The sequence below is a fragment of the Pantoea sp. CFCC18177 genome (assembly GCF_059412425.1).
Genome location: NZ_JBNBPL010000011.1, coordinates 150,274 through 170,421, shown reverse-complemented (window position 1 = coordinate 170,421; position 20,148 = coordinate 150,274). Strand labels below are relative to the sequence as shown.

19 protein-coding genes are annotated in these 20,148 nt (G+C 54.1%); 12 read left to right on the top strand and 7 right to left on the bottom strand.

What is annotated here, in order from left to right; genetic code table 11:
• Positions 1–106: 106 nt before the first annotated feature.
• Positions 107–1,171 carry a mannonate dehydratase gene (gene uxuA / locus ACPUC8_RS13760; protein WP_039327161.1) on the bottom strand — a complete coding sequence of 355 codons (1,065 nt, stop codon included), beginning with the start codon at positions 1,169–1,171 and terminating at the stop codon, positions 107–109.
• Between the two features lie 326 nt (positions 1,172–1,497).
• Here uxuA and ACPUC8_RS13755 point away from each other — a divergent pair, with 326 nt between their 5' ends.
• Positions 1,498–2,445: a sensor domain-containing diguanylate cyclase gene (locus tag ACPUC8_RS13755; RefSeq protein WP_039327165.1), complete on the top strand. Its 948-nt coding sequence runs from the start codon at positions 1,498–1,500 to the stop codon at positions 2,443–2,445.
• Between the two features lie 21 nt (positions 2,446–2,466).
• Here ACPUC8_RS13755 and ACPUC8_RS13750 read toward each other — a convergent pair whose 3' ends face one another.
• Entirely contained in the window at positions 2,467–4,335 is a 1,869-nt protein-coding gene (locus ACPUC8_RS13750) for an amidohydrolase (protein WP_418903647.1), read from the bottom strand.
• 19 nt (positions 4,336–4,354) lie between these two features.
• Positions 4,355–4,915, bottom strand: a complete 561-nt coding sequence (locus ACPUC8_RS13745; protein ID WP_039327170.1) for an antibiotic biosynthesis monooxygenase — start codon at positions 4,913–4,915, stop codon at positions 4,355–4,357.
• A gap of 129 nt (positions 4,916–5,044) precedes the next feature.
• On the opposite strand from ACPUC8_RS13745, the gene ACPUC8_RS13740 reads away from it, so the two are divergent.
• The gene (locus tag ACPUC8_RS13740) at positions 5,045–5,953 is read left to right on the top strand and encodes a LysR family transcriptional regulator (protein ID WP_039327171.1); all 909 of its coding nucleotides are present in this window, start codon (positions 5,045–5,047) and stop codon (positions 5,951–5,953) included.
• 90 nt (positions 5,954–6,043) lie between these two features.
• Here ACPUC8_RS13740 and ACPUC8_RS13735 read toward each other — a convergent pair whose 3' ends face one another.
• Positions 6,044–7,633, bottom strand: coding sequence for an MFS transporter (locus tag ACPUC8_RS13735; RefSeq protein WP_494926529.1), 1,590 nt, complete (start codon positions 7,631–7,633; stop codon positions 6,044–6,046).
• A gap of 216 nt (positions 7,634–7,849) precedes the next feature.
• Here ACPUC8_RS13735 and ACPUC8_RS13730 point away from each other — a divergent pair, with 216 nt between their 5' ends.
• Positions 7,850–8,671 (top strand): alpha/beta fold hydrolase, encoded by an 822-nt coding sequence (locus tag ACPUC8_RS13730; RefSeq protein ID WP_039327176.1) that lies wholly within the window; start codon positions 7,850–7,852, stop codon positions 8,669–8,671.
• A 67-nt stretch (positions 8,672–8,738) separates the two neighbouring features.
• Here the strand turns inward: ACPUC8_RS13730 and treF are convergent, their stop codons facing one another.
• Positions 8,739–10,397, bottom strand: a complete 1,659-nt coding sequence (treF, locus tag ACPUC8_RS13725; protein ID WP_494926532.1) for an alpha,alpha-trehalase TreF — start codon at positions 10,395–10,397, stop codon at positions 8,739–8,741.
• Between the two features lie 444 nt (positions 10,398–10,841).
• A complete protein-coding gene (locus tag ACPUC8_RS13720; protein WP_494926528.1) occupies positions 10,842–11,696 on the bottom strand; it encodes an SDR family oxidoreductase in 855 nt (284 codons plus the stop codon).
• A 101-nt stretch (positions 11,697–11,797) separates the two neighbouring features.
• On the opposite strand from ACPUC8_RS13720, the gene ACPUC8_RS13715 reads away from it, so the two are divergent.
• Entirely contained in the window at positions 11,798–12,166 is a 369-nt protein-coding gene (locus tag ACPUC8_RS13715) for a winged helix-turn-helix transcriptional regulator (protein WP_039327183.1), read from the top strand.
• 337 nt (positions 12,167–12,503) lie between these two features.
• On the opposite strand, the gene yghX is transcribed toward ACPUC8_RS13715, so the two are convergent.
• Positions 12,504–13,394, bottom strand: a complete 891-nt coding sequence (yghX, locus tag ACPUC8_RS13710; protein ID WP_494926527.1) for a YghX family hydrolase — start codon at positions 13,392–13,394, stop codon at positions 12,504–12,506.
• Between the two features lie 395 nt (positions 13,395–13,789).
• Here yghX and ACPUC8_RS13705 point away from each other — a divergent pair, with 395 nt between their 5' ends.
• The 8 genes from ACPUC8_RS13705 to ACPUC8_RS13670 all read left to right on the top strand — a co-directional run bounded on the left by ACPUC8_RS13705 (position 13,790) and on the right by ACPUC8_RS13670 (position 20,143).
• Positions 13,790–14,656, top strand: a complete 867-nt coding sequence (locus ACPUC8_RS13705) for a helix-turn-helix domain-containing protein (RefSeq protein ID WP_039327187.1) — start codon at positions 13,790–13,792, stop codon at positions 14,654–14,656.
• Positions 14,657–14,863: 207 nt separating this feature from the next.
• On the top strand, positions 14,864–15,049 hold the full coding sequence (locus ACPUC8_RS13700) for a hypothetical protein (protein ID WP_283227206.1): 186 nt from the start codon (positions 14,864–14,866) through the stop codon (positions 15,047–15,049).
• Positions 15,050–15,254: 205 nt separating this feature from the next.
• Positions 15,255–15,698, top strand: coding sequence for a GlcG/HbpS family heme-binding protein (locus tag ACPUC8_RS13695; protein ID WP_494926526.1), 444 nt, complete (start codon positions 15,255–15,257; stop codon positions 15,696–15,698).
• A gap of 10 nt (positions 15,699–15,708) precedes the next feature.
• The gene (locus ACPUC8_RS13690) at positions 15,709–16,434 is read left to right on the top strand and encodes an SDR family NAD(P)-dependent oxidoreductase (RefSeq protein ID WP_494926525.1); all 726 of its coding nucleotides are present in this window, start codon (positions 15,709–15,711) and stop codon (positions 16,432–16,434) included.
• 17 nt (positions 16,435–16,451) lie between these two features.
• The gene (locus tag ACPUC8_RS13685) at positions 16,452–17,234 is read left to right on the top strand and encodes a siderophore-interacting protein (protein ID WP_494926524.1); all 783 of its coding nucleotides are present in this window, start codon (positions 16,452–16,454) and stop codon (positions 17,232–17,234) included.
• Positions 17,235–17,324: 90 nt separating this feature from the next.
• Positions 17,325–17,864, top strand: a complete 540-nt coding sequence (locus ACPUC8_RS13680; protein ID WP_494926523.1) for a PadR family transcriptional regulator — start codon at positions 17,325–17,327, stop codon at positions 17,862–17,864.
• A gap of 207 nt (positions 17,865–18,071) precedes the next feature.
• The gene (locus ACPUC8_RS13675) at positions 18,072–19,553 is read left to right on the top strand and encodes a UbiD family decarboxylase (protein ID WP_058969058.1); all 1,482 of its coding nucleotides are present in this window, start codon (positions 18,072–18,074) and stop codon (positions 19,551–19,553) included.
• 11 nt (positions 19,554–19,564) lie between these two features.
• Entirely contained in the window at positions 19,565–20,143 is a 579-nt protein-coding gene (locus tag ACPUC8_RS13670; protein ID WP_494926522.1) for a UbiX family flavin prenyltransferase, read from the top strand.
• The last annotated feature ends 5 nt before the right edge of the window (positions 20,144–20,148 follow it).

Below are 20,148 nucleotides of genomic sequence, written 5' to 3'. Positions count from 1 at the left end.
AAAAAAGTATTATTCGAATCGACTGAGCACAAAAGTGTTACCTATGTGCCCGGTCTGATCTGTTACCCATGTGCCCGGTTGTACCTTTATGCGCACCTGGCTGCTATCAGCGCTTACCCAACGCTTCCCACAATCCCATCAGATAGGTGGTACCCAGCGCACGGTCATACAGGCCATAACCCGGACGGCCCGTCTCGCCCCAGATAAAGCGGCCGTGATCTGAACGGATGTAGCCATCAAAGCCATTGTCATACATCGACTGCAGCACTTTATACATATCCAGCGAGCCGTATTCAGTTGGATGCGCGCACTCGTAGAAATCTTTATCCTGAATAATCTTGATGTTACGCACATGGGCAAACGGAATGCGTTTGCGGCGGGAGAACTCCGCCAGGATGCCATACACATCGTTCTGCGGATCTTCCGCAATCGAACCGGTACACAGCGTAATACCGTTGGCCTCGGAATCCACCACGTTACAGATCCAATCCAGATCTTCGCGGTTTTTCACAATGCGCGGCAGACCGAAGATCGAATACGGTGGATCGTCAGGATGGATCGCCATCTTCACGCCCACTTCCTCACACACCGGTATAACTGCTTTGAGGAAGTAAGCCAGGTTTTCACGCAGCTTCGCGTCATCAACATCTTTATATTGCGCAAACAGATCCTGCACTTTCGCCAGACGCTCAGGCTCCCAGCCTGGCAGGGCGAAACCGTTGGAGTTGCCCAACACTTCTTGCACCACTTCGTCGAGGCTTTTATCGATGCCTTTCTTCTCGAACGCCATGGTGAGTGAGCCATCCGGCAACACATAGTTCATGTCGGTCTTCATCCAGTCAAACACCGGCATGAAGTTGTAGCAGATGACTTTCACGCCCACTTCAGCGAGGTTACGGATGCTCTGCTTATAGTTCTCGATGTACTGATCGCGGCTTGGCAGGCCGATCTTGATGTCATCGTGAATGTTAACGCTTTCGATCACTTCGACGGTCAGACCTGCACCATGCACCTGATCAACCAGCGCTTTAATCTTGTCCTTCGGCCAGGTTTCCCCGACGGGCACATCATAGAGTGCGCCCACCACGCCGCGTACGCCCGGCACCTGGCGAATATATTCCAGCGAAACTTTGTCTTCTTTCGGACCAAACCAACGCATTGTCAGTTGCATAATCTCATCCACCGTTATCGTGTTGCTGCGATAACTGTTAAACTACCATTCTAGTAAACATGATGACAGCACCGTGCACCGAATATCGCTTGATCCGCGTCACAGATCATCATTTCTCCCTCGATAAGCCGTTTTTCCTTGGATGATGTGCAGTTCGACTGCCATCTCACCATAAAGAAAGTTTTGTTCACTGATTTATAGGGATTATTTCGCCGTAACCTCTGAGGTCGGCGCAATTTGCCGCTGCTAATCGGCTTTTCATTTGTTTTATTTACAGAAACTTCCTGGCAGGCAAAATAGCTTTTATTTCCTCTCCGTCATCCATCATGTCCGAAGAAGCGCTGCGTCAGCAGATTCAGAACCTGAAAAAGCATAATGCGCGCTTAAAGCGCATAGCGCATGACGCGCGTAATAAGCTGAGTGCGGCGCTGGATGGAACCGGTTTATGTTTGTGGCAGCTGGATATTCCCAGCGGCAAGCTGGTGATTTTTAATCGTCGCTGGGGCTCCATGCTGGGCTTCCAACCCAAAGAGACCAAAGCGCAATTTGAGGTCTGGCGTGAACGCCTGCACCCCGACGATGCGGATGAGGTGTTGAAAGCCTTTTACGATCATATAGAAGGGCGCGCACCTTACTATGAAGCGCTGCATCGCATGCTGGGTAAGAATGACAAAATTACCTGGGTGCTGGATCGCGGGCGCGTCAGTGAATGGGACGAAGAGGGCAATCCACTTAAAGTCACCGGTACGCACATCGATATGACCAAAGAGAAGAACTACGAAGCACAGCTCTCTTCTTTGGCTAACCACGATCCGCTGACGGGCCTGACCAACCGCCATGCCTTGCACACGCATTTCAGCAAAATGAAAGCGCAGGGGCCGCTGTGTGTGGCCTTTATCGATCTCGATAACTTCAAGCACGTTAATGACACGCTGGGCCATCGCAGTGGCGATGAGGTATTGATTCAGCTCAGCCAGCGCATCAGCGAGCAGGTACCGCCAAATGTGGTGGTGGGGCGATTGGGCGGTGATGAGTTTGTGCTGTTGATGCCGTTCCTGATCGACTTCCCGAAAGTACGCATCATGATGCAGGCGGTGCTGGATGCGGCGCTGACGCCGTTTGATGTGGATAACGGTCATGCGCAGATTGGCGCGTCAATTGGCGTGGCGGCGGTGCAGCCACATTATAGTTTTGATGAGGCGCTGACACGCGCCGATGAAGCGATGTACCAGATTAAGAAGAATGGCAAACAGGGGTTTGGGTTGGCGGGGTGACGGCATCACCCCGCGTCTCACTCAAAACGCAAAGCAAGAACAGCCCAGCGCACCCCAGAACGCGTTGTTATCCGACACCGGCACTGAAGACTGACGCGCCACATCGTGTGAGTGGCTGTGCACGCCACAGGGGCCGCTGCACTGGTGTACTTTAGGCATCATCGCGGCGCGGCCATTAGCTTGCGGTGGGGCGCTGCGGTAGTGGCCCGGCACGGTGACGACCGGTGACCACTCAGGCAAGACCGGCACCGGCGGTGGCGACAGCGGAGAGAAGCCGCCAGCGGCATACACGATTTCGCCATCGACCAGCGTCAACACCGACTCGATACCTTTAATCTCCTCTTCCGGCACGCTGAAGAAATCTTTCGACAGCAGCACCAAATCCGCTAACTGTCCGACTTTAATCTCGCCTTTGGCATTCTGCTCGCTGGAGAACCAGGCGCTACCTTTGGTCCACAGCATCAGCGCGGTTTCGCGGTCAATACGGGCATTGTCATCATACAACTGCATCCCGCCCACGGTGCGCCCAGAAACCAGCCAGTACAGCGCGGTCCACGGGTTATAACTGGCCACGCGTGTGGCATCGGTCCCTAAACCGACCGGGACATCGGCATCCAGCATACGTGCCACCGGTGGAGTCTGTTTAGCCGCCTCTTTGCCATAGCGATCAACAAAGTATTCACCCTGGAACGCCATGCGATGCTGTACCGCCAGGCCGCCGCCCAGCGCCTTAACGCGTTCGATGTTGGCTTCGGTAATGGTTTCGGCATGGTCAAAGAACCAGTGCAGGCCGTTAAACGGAATGTCGCGGTTTACTTTCTCGAACACATCCAACATACGACTGATCGATTCGTTATAGGTGGCATGCAGGCGGAACGGCCAGCGATGCTCGACCAGATGGCGCACCACGCGCTCCAGCTCATCTTCCATGCCTGGTGCCAAATCAGGGCGCGGTTCAAGGAAGTCTTCGAAATCGGCCGCCGAGAACACCAGCATTTCGCCCGCGCCGTTGTGGCGCAGGAAGTCGGTGCCCTGGCCCGGTTTCAGCATATCGGTCCACTTCTCAAAATCTTCCAGCTCGTGGCCGGGGTTCTGCGTGAAAAGGTTATAGGCGATACGCACCGTAAGCTGCTTTTTGGCATGCAGCTCTGAAATCACATCGTAATCATCGGGATAATTCTGGAAGCCGCCGCCCGCATCGATGGCACTGGTCAGGCCGAGGCGGTTCAGCTCACGCATAAACTGGCGTGTAGAGTTGACCTGCTGTTCCAGCGGCAGTTTCGGGCCTTTCGCCAGCGTCGCATACAGCAGCATGGCGTTGGGGCGCGCAATCAGCATCCCGGTCGGATTGCCATTGCTGTCGCGCTGGATCTCACCGCCCGGAGGGTTAGGTGTGTCTTTGGTGTAACCCACCACGCGCAGTGCGGCGCGGTTAAGTAAGGCGCGGTCATACAGGTGCAGGATGAAGACTGGCGTATCTGGCGCTGCGGCGTTGATCTCATCCAGCGTCGGCATACGGCGTTCAGCAAACTGGAACTCGCTCCAACCGCCGACGACGCGCACCCATTGTGGTGAAGGGGTACGCAGTGCCTGTTCACGCAACATGCGCAATGCATCCGCTAACGAAGGAACACCTTCCCAGCGCAGCTCAAGGTTGTAGTTCAGGCCGCCACGAATCAGGTGCAGGTGTGAATCGTTGAGGCCCGGAATGCCGGTACTGCCTTTGGCATCAATAATCTGAGTATCGCTGCCTGCAAAGCGCATCACTTCCGCTTCGCTGCCCACGGCCAGGAACTTGCCGTCTTTGATCGCCACTGCGCTGGCAAACGGGTTAGCACGATCCACGGTGTGGAATTTGCCGTTGGTAAAAATCAGTGAGGCCGTTGTCATCATCTCTTCTCCAGTTAGATTACGCGTTGCGGCCAATTAGCCACTGTTTTAAAACTCGTGTTACGACAGGCATCCATAAGAACACCACCAGTGCCACCACGCTGGCATCATTCAGCAAGTGGCCCCACAGCGTGCCGTGGGCGGCAGGCAAAACCTGGTTCCAGAACCACGGCACCAGATTGGTAGACGGAAAAATCACCCCCAGCGTCAGTAAGTATTGTTTCCATTTCGCGGGTTTGACCTGGCCTTTTTGCGTCGGGGTAAACCAGAACGCTGCGCCGGGACGTACCTCAATATGTTCCGGCTGCGCCAGCATAGTTGGCAGATCTTTGATCAGGCTTTTGCGCTGGTCTGATTTCAGCCAGGCGTACAGCTCATCCAGCCCGGTAAAACGAATCAGCACGGTGTAGGCGTTATCGCCGTGTACCGGACGCAGCACATTCACACCCAGGTGCCCCTGAAAGCTCGCGGCCTGCGGCATGATGGTGTCGAGCCACTGCTCATAGCTGGCTTGCTTTTCAGGCAGGATGCTGTGGGTAATCACCAGCGTCACATGGTTGGCCTGCTGTGAATAATTCATAGGTTGTTCCTTAAGTTACTGCTGGTGAAAGTGCTTGCGTCGTTGAGTAAAAAAATACGAAATGAGAGCGTTTATTGATAACGGATAGATTTTGGGTTGTTGTTCAACAATTTTTGGGGAGGGTAGGGAATGCGTTTAAATCTTGAGGCATTGCTGATTTTGGATGCGCTGGATCGCCATGGCACCTTTGCTGCGGCAGCTGCACGTCTGTTTAAAACCGCGTCTGCGTTGAGCTATACCGTGCAGAAGATGGAGAGCGATCTCAAAATCACGCTGCTCGATCGCTCTGGCCATCGTGCCACATTTACCCCGACGGGGCGGCTGATGCTGGAAAAGGGCCGCACTCTGCTGCGTGCGGTGAATGAGTTAGAACAGCAGGCGCGTTATGTAGAAAGTGGCTGGGAAAGTCAGTTGGTGATCAGCGTCGATGCTTCACTGCCTTTTCGTATTCTCACGCCGCTGATCGATCAGTTCTATCAGGAGCATCCGCATACCCAACTGCAGTTCCGTCAGGATGTGCTTTCCGGCTGCTGGGAAGCGCTCAACTACGGCGATGCGGACATTGTCTTTGGCGCGGTGCAAGAGCCCGCCACGCGCAAAGAGATTGTCTGCCAACCGTTGGGCTGGCTGGAGTATGTTTTCGCCGTGGCACCGGAACATCCACTCGCCTCCGCGCCGGAACCGCTGCTGCGTGAGCAAATCCGCCAGTATCGAGCGGTTACCGTTCATGACTCCTCACGTCACGGTGCAGGGATTGATTTGCGCGTGCTGGATGAGCAGAAAACCTTGAGCGTGCATGACTTCCCCGCGAAATTGCAGGCGCAGCTGGATGGTTTAGGCTGCGGCTATTTGCCGCTGTATTTGGCAAAACCGCATCTGGAGAGTGGAGCGCTGGTGGCGCGTCAGCTGGATAGCGAGTGCCGTCGTGATATGGCGTATCTGGCGTGGAATGAGAGCGCTTCGGGTAATGCGGCTATTTGGTGGCGCGAGCATTTACTCGCGCTGCCGGGCCTGCAGGAGATCTATTCTCCGGCGTGATGGCGTTTCTTGATGCGCATAAATGCGCACCCTACGATGTAGGGGCGCCATTTATGGCGACCGTGACGTTATCGCCGCGCGATCGCAACGTTAAATCGCAATATGATGGCTGACCTGCGGGGCATCATCACCCTGATGGAATTGCAGTACCGCTTGCTGTAGTTCGGCATCAGCGTGAGACACACGCTGGTGCTGACGCATATGCTCCTGCCATGACTCGACCATAAACCACTCTAACAAGGCTGTCGGGTCATCGGTTTGCTCCATCAATCCCCACGAATAGGCACCATCGCGACGACGAGACTGCGCCAGCTTGTGGATAGCGCGTTTGAACGCTGCGCGGTCTTCCTGTGGTACGCGGTAGCGAATCTGGATCAATACGGGACCATGACGCACATCCACCTCTTCATGCACCACCGGATCGGCCCAGTGCTGTGCCGGTTGCAGATCTGCTTCTCCAGCGGGCAGTGCCAGACGTTTAAGTAACAGGCCACTGATCACCAGACCTGCACCGGCAATCAGCAAGGTCGTTGCGAGACCCAGCTGCTGAGCAATCAGGCCCCAGGCCAGACTCCCGCCCGCCAGCGTGCCGTTGAACACCATCAGATAGACTGCCAAGCCACGGCCGCGCACCCAGTCGGGCAATACCGCCTGTGCCACACCGTTCAGGGTGGTGAGCGCGATAATCCAGCCCACGCCCAACACCAGCATCAACAGCAGTGCCAGCCACTGCGGCGGGCTCATGGCCAGCGCCAGCATCACCAGCGCACTCAACACCGCAGAGAGCAGCATTAGGCCATCGTTGCTCAGCGTGCTACGCAAACGTGGCAGCAACAGCGCACCGGCAATCGCACCGCCACCGACCGCACCCAACAGCAATCCATAAAATCCGGCGGTACCGTGCAGCATGGTGCGTGCCACTAACGGCAGCAGCGCCCAGATAGCACTGGCAAAGGCGAAGTACAGTGCTGCGCGTAGCAGAACGCGGTGCAGCTCACGGCTGGCTTTCACATAGCGCAGGCCTGCGCGGAAGGCACCAAAGAAATGCTCATTCAGTTCGGTTTTCGCTTTCGCCGGACGTTTCCAATACAGCAGAGCGGCTATAACGAAAAAATAACTCGCCACGTCGGCGCCGTAGGCCGCCATTGCGCCTAAACTTGCCAGCAGTAAACCGCCGGTCGCGGGGCCGATCGCGCGGGCAATATTGATGCCCAACGAGTTAAGCGCCACAGCGTTTTTCAGCTCATGGCGTGGTACCAGTTCCGGCACAATCGCCTGCCATGCAGGGCCAAACAGCGCCGCGCCGATGCCGCCAACGAAGGTCAGGCCGATCAGCCACTCCACGGTGAGCCAGTTGTTGTGGGAGAGCAGCAGCAAGGTCCCGCTGACGCTGGCCATCAGCAGCTGCACCACAATCAGCAGGCGGCGGCGGTCAACAATATCGGACAGCACGCCCGCAGGCAGCGCCAGTAAAAATACCGGCAGGGTGGCCGCCGTTTGCATCAACGCCACGGCGGTGGGGTTATCGGATAATCCGGTCACCAGCCAGGCGCTGGCAACGTCGCGAATAAAGCTGCCGGTGTTACCCAGTACCGAGGCGGTCCAGATTAGGGCGAATAGCCCGTATCCGAAGGGAGAGAAGGCACCGCCGCGCGGTGCTGTTGAAGGTTGCTGGCTCATCATCATGTTCCTGTCAGTGTGCGATAGCTGCACCTTACGAAGCCCGAGGTCTGCTTGATAGCGGAAAAAATCGGCCAACTTGTCCAGGCTTTTTTAACAGCGGGACAGGGCAAAAATCTTTGAACAAGTTGTCAAAATCTCTGCTTTAGGTTTTCCCGATAGTTCGATGTAGCTTGATTGGCAGACACAACATCACTCACTTAACGGAGCAAAAACATGAGCACATTCAAAGCAAAAGACGGCGTTAACCTCTACTACAAAGACTGGGGCAAAGGTCAGCCCGTATTGTTCAGCCACGGTTGGCCGCTGGATGCCGATATGTGGGACAGCCAGCTGAATTTCCTGGCTGAACGTGGCTATCGTGCCATTGCCTTTGACCGTCGCGGCTTTGGTCGCTCAGAGCAGCCTTGGGAAGGTTACGATTACGATACTTTCGCTGATGACATCCATGCACTGATCGAACATCTGCAGTTAGACGACGTCACGCTGGTGGGCTTTTCAATGGGCGGCGGGGATGTTTCACGCTATATCGGGCGTTACGGCACGGCAAAAGTGAAAGGGCTGGTGCTGCTTGGTGCGGTGACACCGATCTTTGGTAAGACAGATGATCATCCTGAAGGGGTGGAAAAAGCGGTCTTTGACGGCATTAAAGCTGGCTTGTTGAAAGACCGTGCGCAGTTTATCAAAGACTTTGCCACTCCGTTCTACGGTGCCAATGCCGGTCAAACTATCTCGGATGGCGTCATGACGCAGACGCTGAATATTGCGTTGTTGGCTTCACTGAAAGGCACTCTGGATTGTGTCACCGCCTTCTCTGAGACTGATTTCCGTGCAGATATCGCCAAAGTGGATGTGCCTACCCTGGTGATCCACGGCAGTAACGACCAGATCGTGCCGTTTGAAGCCACCGGGAAGCTGGTGCATGAGATGATTAAGGGTTCAGAGTTGAAGGTTTACGAGAATGGCCCGCACGGTTTTGCGGTGACGCATCAGGATCAGCTGAACGACGATTTGCTGGCGTTTTTGCAGCGTGCATGAAAAAGGTCGCCATCAATGGCGACCTTACAGAACGGATACGTAAGGTGCGCATTTATGCGCACTTTTTTTAATCCGCCAGCAAATGCCCATACATCGACATCAACCGACGCGTCACGCCGTTGGTCCAGCCGAACCCATCCTGCAGCGGATATTCACCGCCGCCACCCGGACGGGCACGATCGCCGCTGATGTCGTATTTCTCCACCAGCTTATGATGCAGTGAATAGAAATTTTTCACCGTGGTGAGCCAGTTAACGGCAATCTCTGTCGCCAGCGTCTCTTCACCGTAATGGTTCAATCCGACAACTGCCATCCACTGTAACGGCGCCCAGCCGTTGGGTTTATCCCACTGTTCACCGCTTTCTACCATCGACGTCACCAGGCCACCCTGGGTCAACAGCAACTGGCGTAACGCCACGGCTTGCAGATGCGCCTGCTCCGGCGTCGCCAGCCCAAGAAACAACGGAACAACCGCAGCAGCCGTAAAGGCACCAAAGCGTTCATCGCGCCAGTTGTAATCACGGTATACGCCTGCCGTGCCGTCCCACAGATAACGATGGATAGCTTGTTTGCGCGTATCGGCTTTCTTCTGCCACGCCAGCGCGGTTAACTCTTCGCCTTTGGCATGCGACAGCGTGGAGATCATCAACTCCAGCTTATACAGGAACGAATTGAGATCGACCGGAATAAACTGAGTGGTGCGAATGCTCGCCAGACGATGCGGATCGCGCAGCCAGCGAGACGAATAATCCCAGCCCGAGGCGGCTCCCGCTCGCAAATCGCGGTACACCTCATTAGCCGGACGGCTGGATTTGCTGGCGGTTTCCACATCCTCCATCCACGACTCATCACGTGGCGTGTCGCGGTCATCCCAGTAGCGATTCAGCAGCGAACCGTCGGGCATGCGCACCACATGGCGATAAGCCTGGTGCGGCATCAGCTCACCTGCGCCATCCATCCAGAATTGATACTCCTTCATCAACTGGTCGAGATAGCGTTTTGCCCCACGAATCCCGTCTTCCTCGAACAGCTCAACCATCAGAGCAAACACCGGCGGCTGTGAGCGGCTGAGGTAATAGGTACGGTTACCGTTTGGCACATGGCCGTAGTTATCAATCAGCCACGCGAAGTTATCGGCCATGTCGCGCAGCAGATCGTCACGCCCGGCATCAGCGAGGCCGAGCATGCTGAAATAGGAGTCCCAATAATAGGTCTCACCAAAGCGTCCGCCTGGCACCACGTAAGGCTTAGGCAGAGGCAGTAATGAAGAGTGCGGTAAATGCTGCTGCGGCATTTTGGTTAACACCGGCCAGAGTTCATCGATATGTTCCGTCAGCGTTTTGTCCGGATTCGAAACATAGAAACTCTCATTCACCTGCGGTAAATAAAAATGGTCATGCACAAATTTTTCGAGATCAAATTCTGCCGTGCGTTTACGGCGGCGATAGCGGATTAATATATCCAGCGGATCGAATTTTGGCGCGCAGTCGGGGAAGGTTTTGCCATCCGGAAATATACGCGACATTTGTACATGCTCGAACAACTCCATATAGCGATCGGCAGGCGTCAGCGCATCCGGCGCGGGCAGACCTTCAATCAGCTCTGGCTCCGGTTCTGAATCCTGCATTCCTTCACGGGTAAATTCGTGGGGATCGTATTGATACTCCAGTTCAGCATCATCGCGTCGATCCTCGAAAGCGTTGCGTTGCTGGTTGAATGTATTAATAGCGGCCTCCTGATAAAGTCCCGGTTGCGTAAAGACCAAATTATATCTTGCTGACAAGGCGTGACAACAATGCAAAATATCTATGAACGTAATAAATCTTGTCGATGGATCGGGTTTTTCGGTGAATTTTCAGGGATTACAACGGACTATATTTCAGGAAATGAAAGCGGTGTTTTAAATGAAGGTTTAAATTAGCGTGCAGAATTATCTGTAAATAAGAAAATCGCCATCACAGGGTTTAAAATCGCCATTTTGATTGATCAATTGATGGCATACGAGGCGGGGGAGGGGGGCTGTCTGATGCCCTCACCCTAGCCCTCTCCCACAAGCGGGAGAGGGGACAGTTAGTTGCGATGTTTAAGTAGAATGCCGGCCTGATAACTCTCTCGATCAATCCCCTCTCCCTGTGGGAGAGGGTCAGGGTGAGGGCATCAAACCTGCACCTCACTTCGCCAACGTGGCCTTAATCACATCCGCAAAGGGCGTGGTCGGGCGGCCAATCAGCTTGCTCAGCGTACGGCTGTCGTCAAACAATCCGCCTTTAGCCGCACCGGCATCGGAATCCGCCAGCAGTTTAGCCAAACCCTCAGGCAAACCTGCACCTTTCAGCGCCGCTTCAAACTCGGCAGGCGGCAGGTTGATGTAATCCACTTGCTCACCAGATTGTTTAGCAATCTCAGCGCTGAATTCAGCCAGCGTGTAGCTGTCGTCGCCAGCCAGTTCGTATACTTTGCCTGCCTGATCGTCACGGCTGATCACCTCTGCTGCTGCAGCGGCATAATCTTCGCGTGATGCAGAAGCGATACGACCTTCGCCCACAGACCCAATAAAGGCGTGATGGGCCAAAGCAGGCGCAATGCTGGCGGCGTAGTTTTCGGTGTACCAGCCGTTACGCAGCAGGGCGAACGGCACACCGGATGCTTTCAGCAGGGCTTCGGTCGCGCGATGCTCAACGCCTAAGCCAAGTGGTGATGTATCGGCATGCAGCAGGCTGGTGTAAGCGATGAACTTCACGCCCGCCGCTTTCGCTGCATCAATCACGGCTTTGTGCTGCGCTTCACGCTGACCGATTTCGCTAGAGGAGATCAGCAGCACTTTGTCCACGCCGCTAAAAGCACTCAGCAATGTTTCTGGCTTGCTGTAATCCGCGGTACGCAGTGTCACGCCTAATGCCTTCAGGTCTGCGGCTTTCTCAGGGGAACGCACCGCCGCAATCACTTCGCTGGCAGGGACTTTTTTCAGTAACTCGTTAATCACTAAACGGCCAAGCTGGCCAGTGGCACCGGTAATCGCAATCATGATGTTCTCCTTCAGTTTGAGCTGGTATGAAAACAGCGTAGGGGATAAACTAACTTTTAGTAAGTACTTACAGATTTGTTAGTTTGAAGAAGGCTGATTAAATGTCTGAAAAGCTGAGTAAAAAATTTATTCGCGGCGAGTTACTGAACGTCAACTGCCCATCGCGTGATGTACTTAAGCGCATTACCAGCCGTTGGAGCGTATTGGTATTATTAGCGCTGCGCGAAGAAACGCTGCGTTTTAGTGAGTTGCGCCGCAAGATTGGTGGCGTGAGTGAACGCATGCTGGCGCAAACGCTGCGTTATATGGAAGAGGACGGATTTATTGAGCGCATGGCTTATGAGGTGGTGCCCCCACACGTGGAATATCGTCTGACGCCGCTGGGTCATGAGGTCGAGGGCCATGTGATTGGCCTTGCCGACTGGCTGGAGAGCAATGTACATCGAATTGTGAAAGAAAACGCGGAGTAGCGGCGTAATGTTGGTCATTTAAGAACTCAGGCTGCATATTGATAAGTGGCCTGTCTTTTCAGTGCGGGCTCTGCCGCCACTACTGCCCCCTCTGGGCCGTCCTCGCGCCGCTGAAGCGGTGCCTTCGACTTCCACGTCGTGCCGGACGGACCGTTCGCGGATGACCATCCATGGTCGGCCGCGAACTGCCCCACGCCTCCCCGCGTGGGGCTCCAGACGGCGTTATCATCAGTCGTTTAACTAATAAGCATTAAGTATAGCGGCGCGATTTATCGCATTTTGATCAGCAACATCTCTGCTTAACGAATACTTGATATATCAAGCCGCTACACATACGTCACCCGTGCAAATACTTCTCAAACCAACCCAACGTCCGGCTCCACGCCAGCTCGGCTGCGGCTTTGTCATAGCGCGGGGTCGAGTCATTATGAAAGCCGTGATTCACACCCGGATAAACATAGGCTTCATAAGTTTTATGGTTAGCCTTTAGCGCCGCTTCGTACGCTGGCCAACCCTCATTGATGCCCTTATCTAAAGCCGCGTAGTGCAAAAGCAGCGGGGCATTAATGCGCGGCACATCCTCGGCTTTGGGCTGGCGGCCATAAAAGGGCACGGCACAGGCCAGTTCGGGGAATGCTACGGCCGCCGCGTTGGCGACACCGCCACCGTAACAGAACCCGGTGATGCCGACTTTGCCGGTGCCTTCTTCGTGATGCATCAGAAAATCGACAGCGGCAAAAAAATCATTCATCAGCTTAGTGGGATCGACTTTCGCCTGCAGGGTGCGGCCTTCTTCGTCATTGCCGGGGTAGCCGCCCACTGAACTCAGGCCATCCGGTGCCAGCGCGATATAACCGGCTTTTGCCACGCGGCGTGCGACATCCTCAATATAAGGGTTCAACCCGCGATTTTCGTGCACCACCACCACGGCACCCACTTTGCCGGTGGCGTTGGCGGGGCGCACCAGATAGCCACGCACTTCTCCATGCCCCTGCGGTGAGGGGTAATGAATGTATTCGGGTTTGATGGTGGGGTCGGTGAACTCCACCTGCTGCGCCAGCGCATAGTTGGGGCTCATGGCGCTGAGTAACGTGACACCGGTCATACCGGCAATGGTGAATTTGGCGGCAAGCGTGATGAACTCGCGTTTGCTGATCTTGCCGTGCGCGTAGTAGTCGTACAACTCAAGCAGTTCCTGGGGAAAATCCTGTGCGGTAAGACGGGTCATAACCTCTCCTTCGCTGATTAACCGTTTGCTTTGCTGCTTTAAAAAAGCACAGCGGGTAAACACTTGCAAATTCCTTGCCGCAAAGGGTTAAGGCATAACGCGAAAGCATTACTGTTTCGTATGGTGGCGAGCGTACCGCAGATGCATAGGTCATGGTTTCCTGTTGCACAACAATGCGTTCATTACGAGGCGACCTGAGGCAAAACCCTAATTTTTGGCGGGCATTTCACATTTTAAACGCGCCCAATTTGACCATTAAACATTAGTCACCTAAGCAATTAATGCTTTTCCCGCTGCGTTACCTTTACTCTTCCTTACGTTAGTAATACGTTTTTGTTATATTTATGTGACGAATCGCGCAAATCCTTCACCTTTATCACTCGATCAAAAAAATCATGCTCAGCCTGAATCTAAAAAAACAGTACATCAACGATCTGGTGGACTGGATAGAGGCAAATCTGACCGATGAGCTTAATATCGATCTGATTACCCTGAAATCTGGTTACTCCAAATGGCACATGCAGCGCATGTTCAAAGAGATGACCGGCCAGACACTGGCGTCCTATACGCGTAAACGTCGCCTGACCATGTCAGCGATGGCGCTGAAATTGACCAGTATGCCGCTCATTGATATTGCCGTGCGCTTTGGCTTTGATAACCAACAAAATTTCACCCGGGTGTTCAAAAGCCACTTCTCCATGACGCCTGGCGCCTATCGTCGCATTCCAGAAATGCTGATGAAGGATTTCCACAGCCGCATCTCCACCCAGCGTTCATGGGTCAATGCACGTCTGGCCGAGAAGCCTGAGCTGCAGCTGTGTGGTGAAGTGATCGAGTGGGAGTGCCGCTTTGGCGAATACATCGACCATCACAACCAAGTGGTGGCGCAACATACGCGCGATTTTGTCTCCTTTGCCGGTAAGCACGTCAGCCGGGGTTGGTTAGGCTTCCAGTTCAGCCCAGGCGTCAATTCTGCCGATCAGCAGCACATCAGTCTGTTCCAGGCGCTGGAAAGTCAGTATGCCGATGTACTGCCGCGCAACGTGCAGAACTGGACCGGGGAAAGCGGGTTGTATGCGGAGATTGACTGGCACGGTACGCCGGAAGAGATCAACGCCTTTACGGCAGAGATTTACTACAACCATCTGCCTGCATTGGGTGTGGCCCGTCGTGCAGGCAAAGATCTACTCAAGCTGGATCTGAAATACAGTACGCCCGATCTGCTGCAAGGCACGTTCTACATTCCAGTCTCGATCTGTTAATGCATAAATCGTGCGGTTTACTGTGATTAACCGCACGATTTTATAAAATCATTGCCGTAACTGGCGTAAAATCCTCCATTGAAACCTGATTGGCCGCGTAAAACTCCAGCCGCCTCACATCAGGCTGGATAATCACCTGCATTCCCGGTTCGCTCCGAACCTCAAAGTGAAAAAGAAAAAATTATGCGACTTCTACCGTTGTTTCTCATGACAGCGCTTGTGGCGTTTTCCTCGCTGGCAAGTGCACAGATGGCTGAGCCATTCTCACCGCCAGGCGGGCTGCATCCGCATCAATCACACTGCCAGCAGCACGAAATTGTGGGCGATAACCCACTGCCGCAGCACACTCAGGAAGATAACAGTTTCGTTAACTGCACCAACCATCAAGCCTGATTTCTGCCCGATTTAAGCTCTCCACTTCGATCCCACGCCGCACGTTCACGTCGCGGCGCGATTTCTCACGCCTAAACCTCAATAGCATTTTTCGGCATTGCGCTGAAGATATATCATAACTATTCTAACGCCTGTCAGATGAGAATGATTTTCGATAACATTTGATTCATGCGCGGACTTCTGACGTCCGGTACGGGGCAAAATTATGGATAAACAATCAGCATCAGCCAGCAGCGCGCTGGCAAACTCATACCACTCAATTTCATTGGCAGCGGCGCGAGTGGTGATTAATGCCGCCTTTGAGGCTGCCGCGGAGTATGGCTGGCATATCAGTGTGGCAGTGGTGGATCGTGCGGGCGAAATCGTGAGTCTGGATCGCAGCGACAAGGCTATAGGCATCAGTCCCACCGTTGCACTGGGTAAGGCGCGTACAGCAGCACTACTGCGCGCGCCATCGAAGGAGTTTGAGACGTTTATTAATGCAGGCAGCCCCAGTTTTCTGGCCACGCCCGGTGTGACACCGCTGGAAGGCGGCATTCCACTCTGGCTGAACGGCGAAGTCGTGGGTGCAGTAGGCGTGAGTGGGGCGCATGGTGCCAATGACTCACAGGTTGCGGAAATGGCTGCCGAAGCGCTGGCGGTATTGTAAGGACACAACAATGGCAAGTTTGCAGAATAAGCATCTGGTGGTATTTGGCGGCAGCTCTGGCATTGGGTTAAAGGTGGCACAGCAAGCAGCAGCACTTGGCGCCGAACTTATGCTGGTTGGTCGGAATGAAGAGCGTTTGCAACAAGCGCAGTCGCTGTTGCTTGAACAGGGCGAGAACGTGTCGATCCTGGCAGTGGATGCGCATGACCACGCGGCGTTGCGTGAGGCCTTTGGGCAGATCAAGCCCTTCGACCACCTGGTTTCAATGGTGGGTGATGCGATGGGGGGCGGTTTTCTCAATGCTGACATGTCGCTGATTGAGAAAGTCATTCACTCCAAATTTCTGACGAATGTATTGATTGGCAAACTGGCGGCCGAGAAGATCCGCGAGGGGGGATCGATAACCTTTACGGCGGGCACGGGTGGGCGGGCGCAGAATGCCTGTGCCAGCTATGTCGGCAATCAGGGCATCGTTTCGCTGGCACAAGGTTTGGCAGCGGAACTGGCACCGAAAGCGCGTGTAAACTGTGTTGCACCGACCTGGACAGTCACGCCATTCTGGCGACATCAGGATGAAGAGCAGGTTGAGCAAACGCGTCAGCACTTTGCTGAGATTATCCCGCTGAAGCGCACGGCAGAAATTGATGAACTCGCCAGCGCATACCTCTTTCTCATCCAAAACGACTTTATCACTGGACAACAAATTGCGGTGGACGGCGGCATTATGCTGAGCTGATCCACAGGAGATGACACTTGCGAAACACCACTAACGATCGTGCGCCGCAGCGCGTACGCAATGAATTGCGTTTTCGTCATATCACCGTGGCGAGTAAAACCTTAATCGCCGGCGTTTTCTGGCGTATCGAATTTACCGGCAGCGATCTGGCGGGCTTTAACTCGCCATCGTATGACGATCACATCAAGGTGTTTTTCCCGGAAAACGCGGGCAGTGCGCTGGCTCTGCCGCAGATGACCGAGGAAGGCATTGTCTGGCCGGGCGGGGTGCGTCCTGCCGCGCGTGATTACACCCCGCTGGCCTTTAACGGCGTTGATACGCTGACGCTCGACTTCTACATCCATGATGGCGGCGTGGCCAGCAGTTGGGCCAATGATGCGAAACCGGGTGACCAAATCGCCATGGGGGGTCCTCGGGGTTCCTGCGTGGTACCGGTCGATTACGCCTGCCAGATTTATGTCTGCGATGAAACCGGTCTGCCCGCGTTCAAGCGCCGTTATGCTGAAATGCAGGCGCAGCAGATTCATCTGCTGGCGTTTGCCGATGAAAACACCGGACGTGATTACCTGGGAGACTTGCCAAACGTGCAGGTGACCTGGTTAGGCAGCGGTACGATGCAGGTGGATAATTTGGGCCCGTTGATTGCGCAACTGGATAAGATCTCGCTGCCAGCAGAAGAGTATTTTATCTGGCTGACCGGTGAAGGTGAGGCGGTGAAGCTGCTTAGCGACTACTTCACGCAGCGTCGTGGTGCTCATACCGACTTCGTGCGTGCAGTGGCTTACTGGCATCAGAAATAACTGACTTCACCGCGCCCGCTGCCGCCTGTGTTGAATTTTGCCAGGCGGCAGACTACTATCAACCTCCCTTAATTGACCTCAGGGAAGGCAATGAAACATCAGCGGGATTTTCCATGGCAGTCCGAAAATGCACAGCGTGCAATCTGTGCAGGTGCGCGTAAAAAGCGACGAGAAAGGATGCTGGACGCCAGTGATATCCGTTTATTGATGTTGCACTTCCTGGCGAACGGATCGGCACATGGCTATGAGCTGATCAAGTCGGTTGAAGAGCTGTCGAAAGGGGAGTACTCGCCAAGCCCAGGCATTATCTATCCCAACTTAACGCTTCTGGAAGAGATGGATGCGATCCGCGTCGTGGATGCCCATGCGTCTCGTAAAGCCTATGCGCTTAACGAAGGTGGTCTGGCATTATTAGCCGAGAATGGCGACAATGTTGCGACTATTATTGAGCGCCTGACTTCGTTAGCCATTCTGGTGAATAATCGCAGTATTCCGGAAATGGAACAGGCCATTCATAATATCCGACATACCTTGAATCATCGTCTGGCGCAGGAAGATATTTCGCCTGAAGCGCTTGAGGTGGTGATTAATGCGTTGAACGAAGCCACCGAAAAAATCGCCAATAGTTAACAGCATAACAGCGCGATTTATCGCGCTTTTTTTATTCTCTCTTATGTTAATTTTTCTGTTTTAAATTAATAAAAATAAAACAACTCAACATGAATTATTACAGCCATACCAAAAAGGTTTAGCTGATAAATATAAACGGTAGTTCCCCCCATTTTTATTTAGCGCTACTTTTTCTCCATTGCAGTTAACGCGTTTATGGAGAGAAATATGTCTGAAACCAAAACCCCAGCCGTACACGATCTGCGCTCGGCGATTGCCTTACTGACCGGCATCAAAGGTGAGTTTGTCAGCACTGATACTGAAGTCGATCCCCACGCTGAGCTTTCGGGTGTTTATCGCTATGTCGGGGCGGGTGGCACTTGCGAACGTCCTACGCGCAAAGGCCCGGCGATGATGTTCAATAAGGTGAAAGGCTTCCCGGATGTGCGGGTGGTAACCGGATTGATGTCAACGCGTGAGCGTGTCGGCCATCTGCTTAACTGCCCGCCAGAAAAACTCGGCTTCCTGCTGAAAGATTCGGTTCATCATGCCATCGCGCCAGTGGTGACCAGCACCAAACCGGCTTGTCAGGAAGTGGTGCACTACGCCGAAGATCCTGGCTTTGATCTGCGTACTTTGTTACCTGCACCGACCAACACCGAAGAGGATGCTGGTCCGTATTTCACCATGGGCATGTGCTACGCCTCCGATCCTGACACCCATGAATCCGATATCACCATTCATCGCCTGTGCATTCAAAGCCGTGACGAACTCTCAATGTGGTTAACGCCTGGCCGCCACATTGATGCTTTCCGTGAAAAAGCCGAGCAGGCCGGTAAGCCATTGCCAATCTCCATCAGTATCGGTGTCGATCCCGCAATTGAGATCGCCGCCTGCTTTGAACCGCCCACCACGCCTCTTGGCTTCAACGAACTCAGTATTGCCGGTGCGCTGCGCGGTTATCCGGTTCAACTGGCCCCTTGCGTTAGCATCAACGAAAAAGCCATTGCTCATGCGGAGATCGTGATTGAAGGTGAGCTGCTGCCAAACGTGCGTGTACGGGAGGATCAGAACACCAATACCGGCAAAGCGATGCCGGAATTTCCGGGCTATACCGGCGAAGCCAAAGCCGAGTTACCAGTGATCAAAGTGAAAGCCGTGACCCACCGTAAACACCCGATCCTGCAAACCACGCTGGGCCCCAGTGGTGAACACGTCAGCATGGCGGGTATTCCAACTGAAGCCAGCATTCTCGATATGCTGGATCGTGCAATGCCTGGCAGGGTGTTGAACGTCAATGCGCACACTTCCGGCGGTGGCAAGCTGTTGGCGGTGATCCAGTTCAAAAAGTCATCGGCGGTGGATGAAGGGCGTCAGCGTCAGGCAGCCCTGATCGCTTTTGCCGCTTTCTCTGAACTCAAGCATGTGATCCTGGTGGATGACGATGTGGATGTGTTCGACACCGACGACATTCTGTGGGCAATGCAAACTCGCTATCAAGGCGATGTCGATACCCTCACCATTCCCGGTGTGCGCTGCCATCCGCTCGATCCTTCCCAGGTGCCGGAATACAGTGCCAGCATCAGCCAGCAGGGCGTGACCTGCAAAACCATCTTTGACTGCACCGTGCCGTGGCATATGAAAGCGCATTTCGAACGTTCGAAGTTCAAAGAAGTCGATGTGAAACGTTTTCTACCCGATTTTGAGTAAGTGAGGTGGCAGTGAGCAGAAGGCGGATTATCGTCGGCATCAGCGGCGCGTCAGGGTTTCAGTACGGCATGAAGGCGTTGCATCTGCTGCGCGACCAAGATGTCGAGGTGCATCTGGTGGTGACCAAGGGGGCAGAAGTGACACGCTCAATGGAAACCCACTGGCAACGGCAGGATGTGGTGGATTTAGCCGATGAGGTTCACAGCATCAGCAACCTGGGGGCTTCTATCTCCAGCGGATCTTTCAAGACTCTCGGGATGTTGATTGCGCCCTGCTCAATGAACTCGTTGGCCTCGATTGCTCATGGGCTGACCAGTAATCTACTGACGCGTGCAGCTGATGTGATTCTCAAAGAACGGCGTCGGTTGGTACTGATGGTGCGTGAAACGCCGCTCAATCTGGCACACATCCGCAATATGCAAGCGGTGACCGAGATGGGCGGCATTATCTACCCTCCGGTTCCCGCCTTCTATCAGCAGCCGCAGTCGGTGGATGAGATGGTGCATCACAGTGTGGCGCGCGCCCTTGATCTGTTCGATCTCGACGTGGGCAATCTCAAACGCTGGGGTGAAAATAACAACGATAAGTAAGGAGA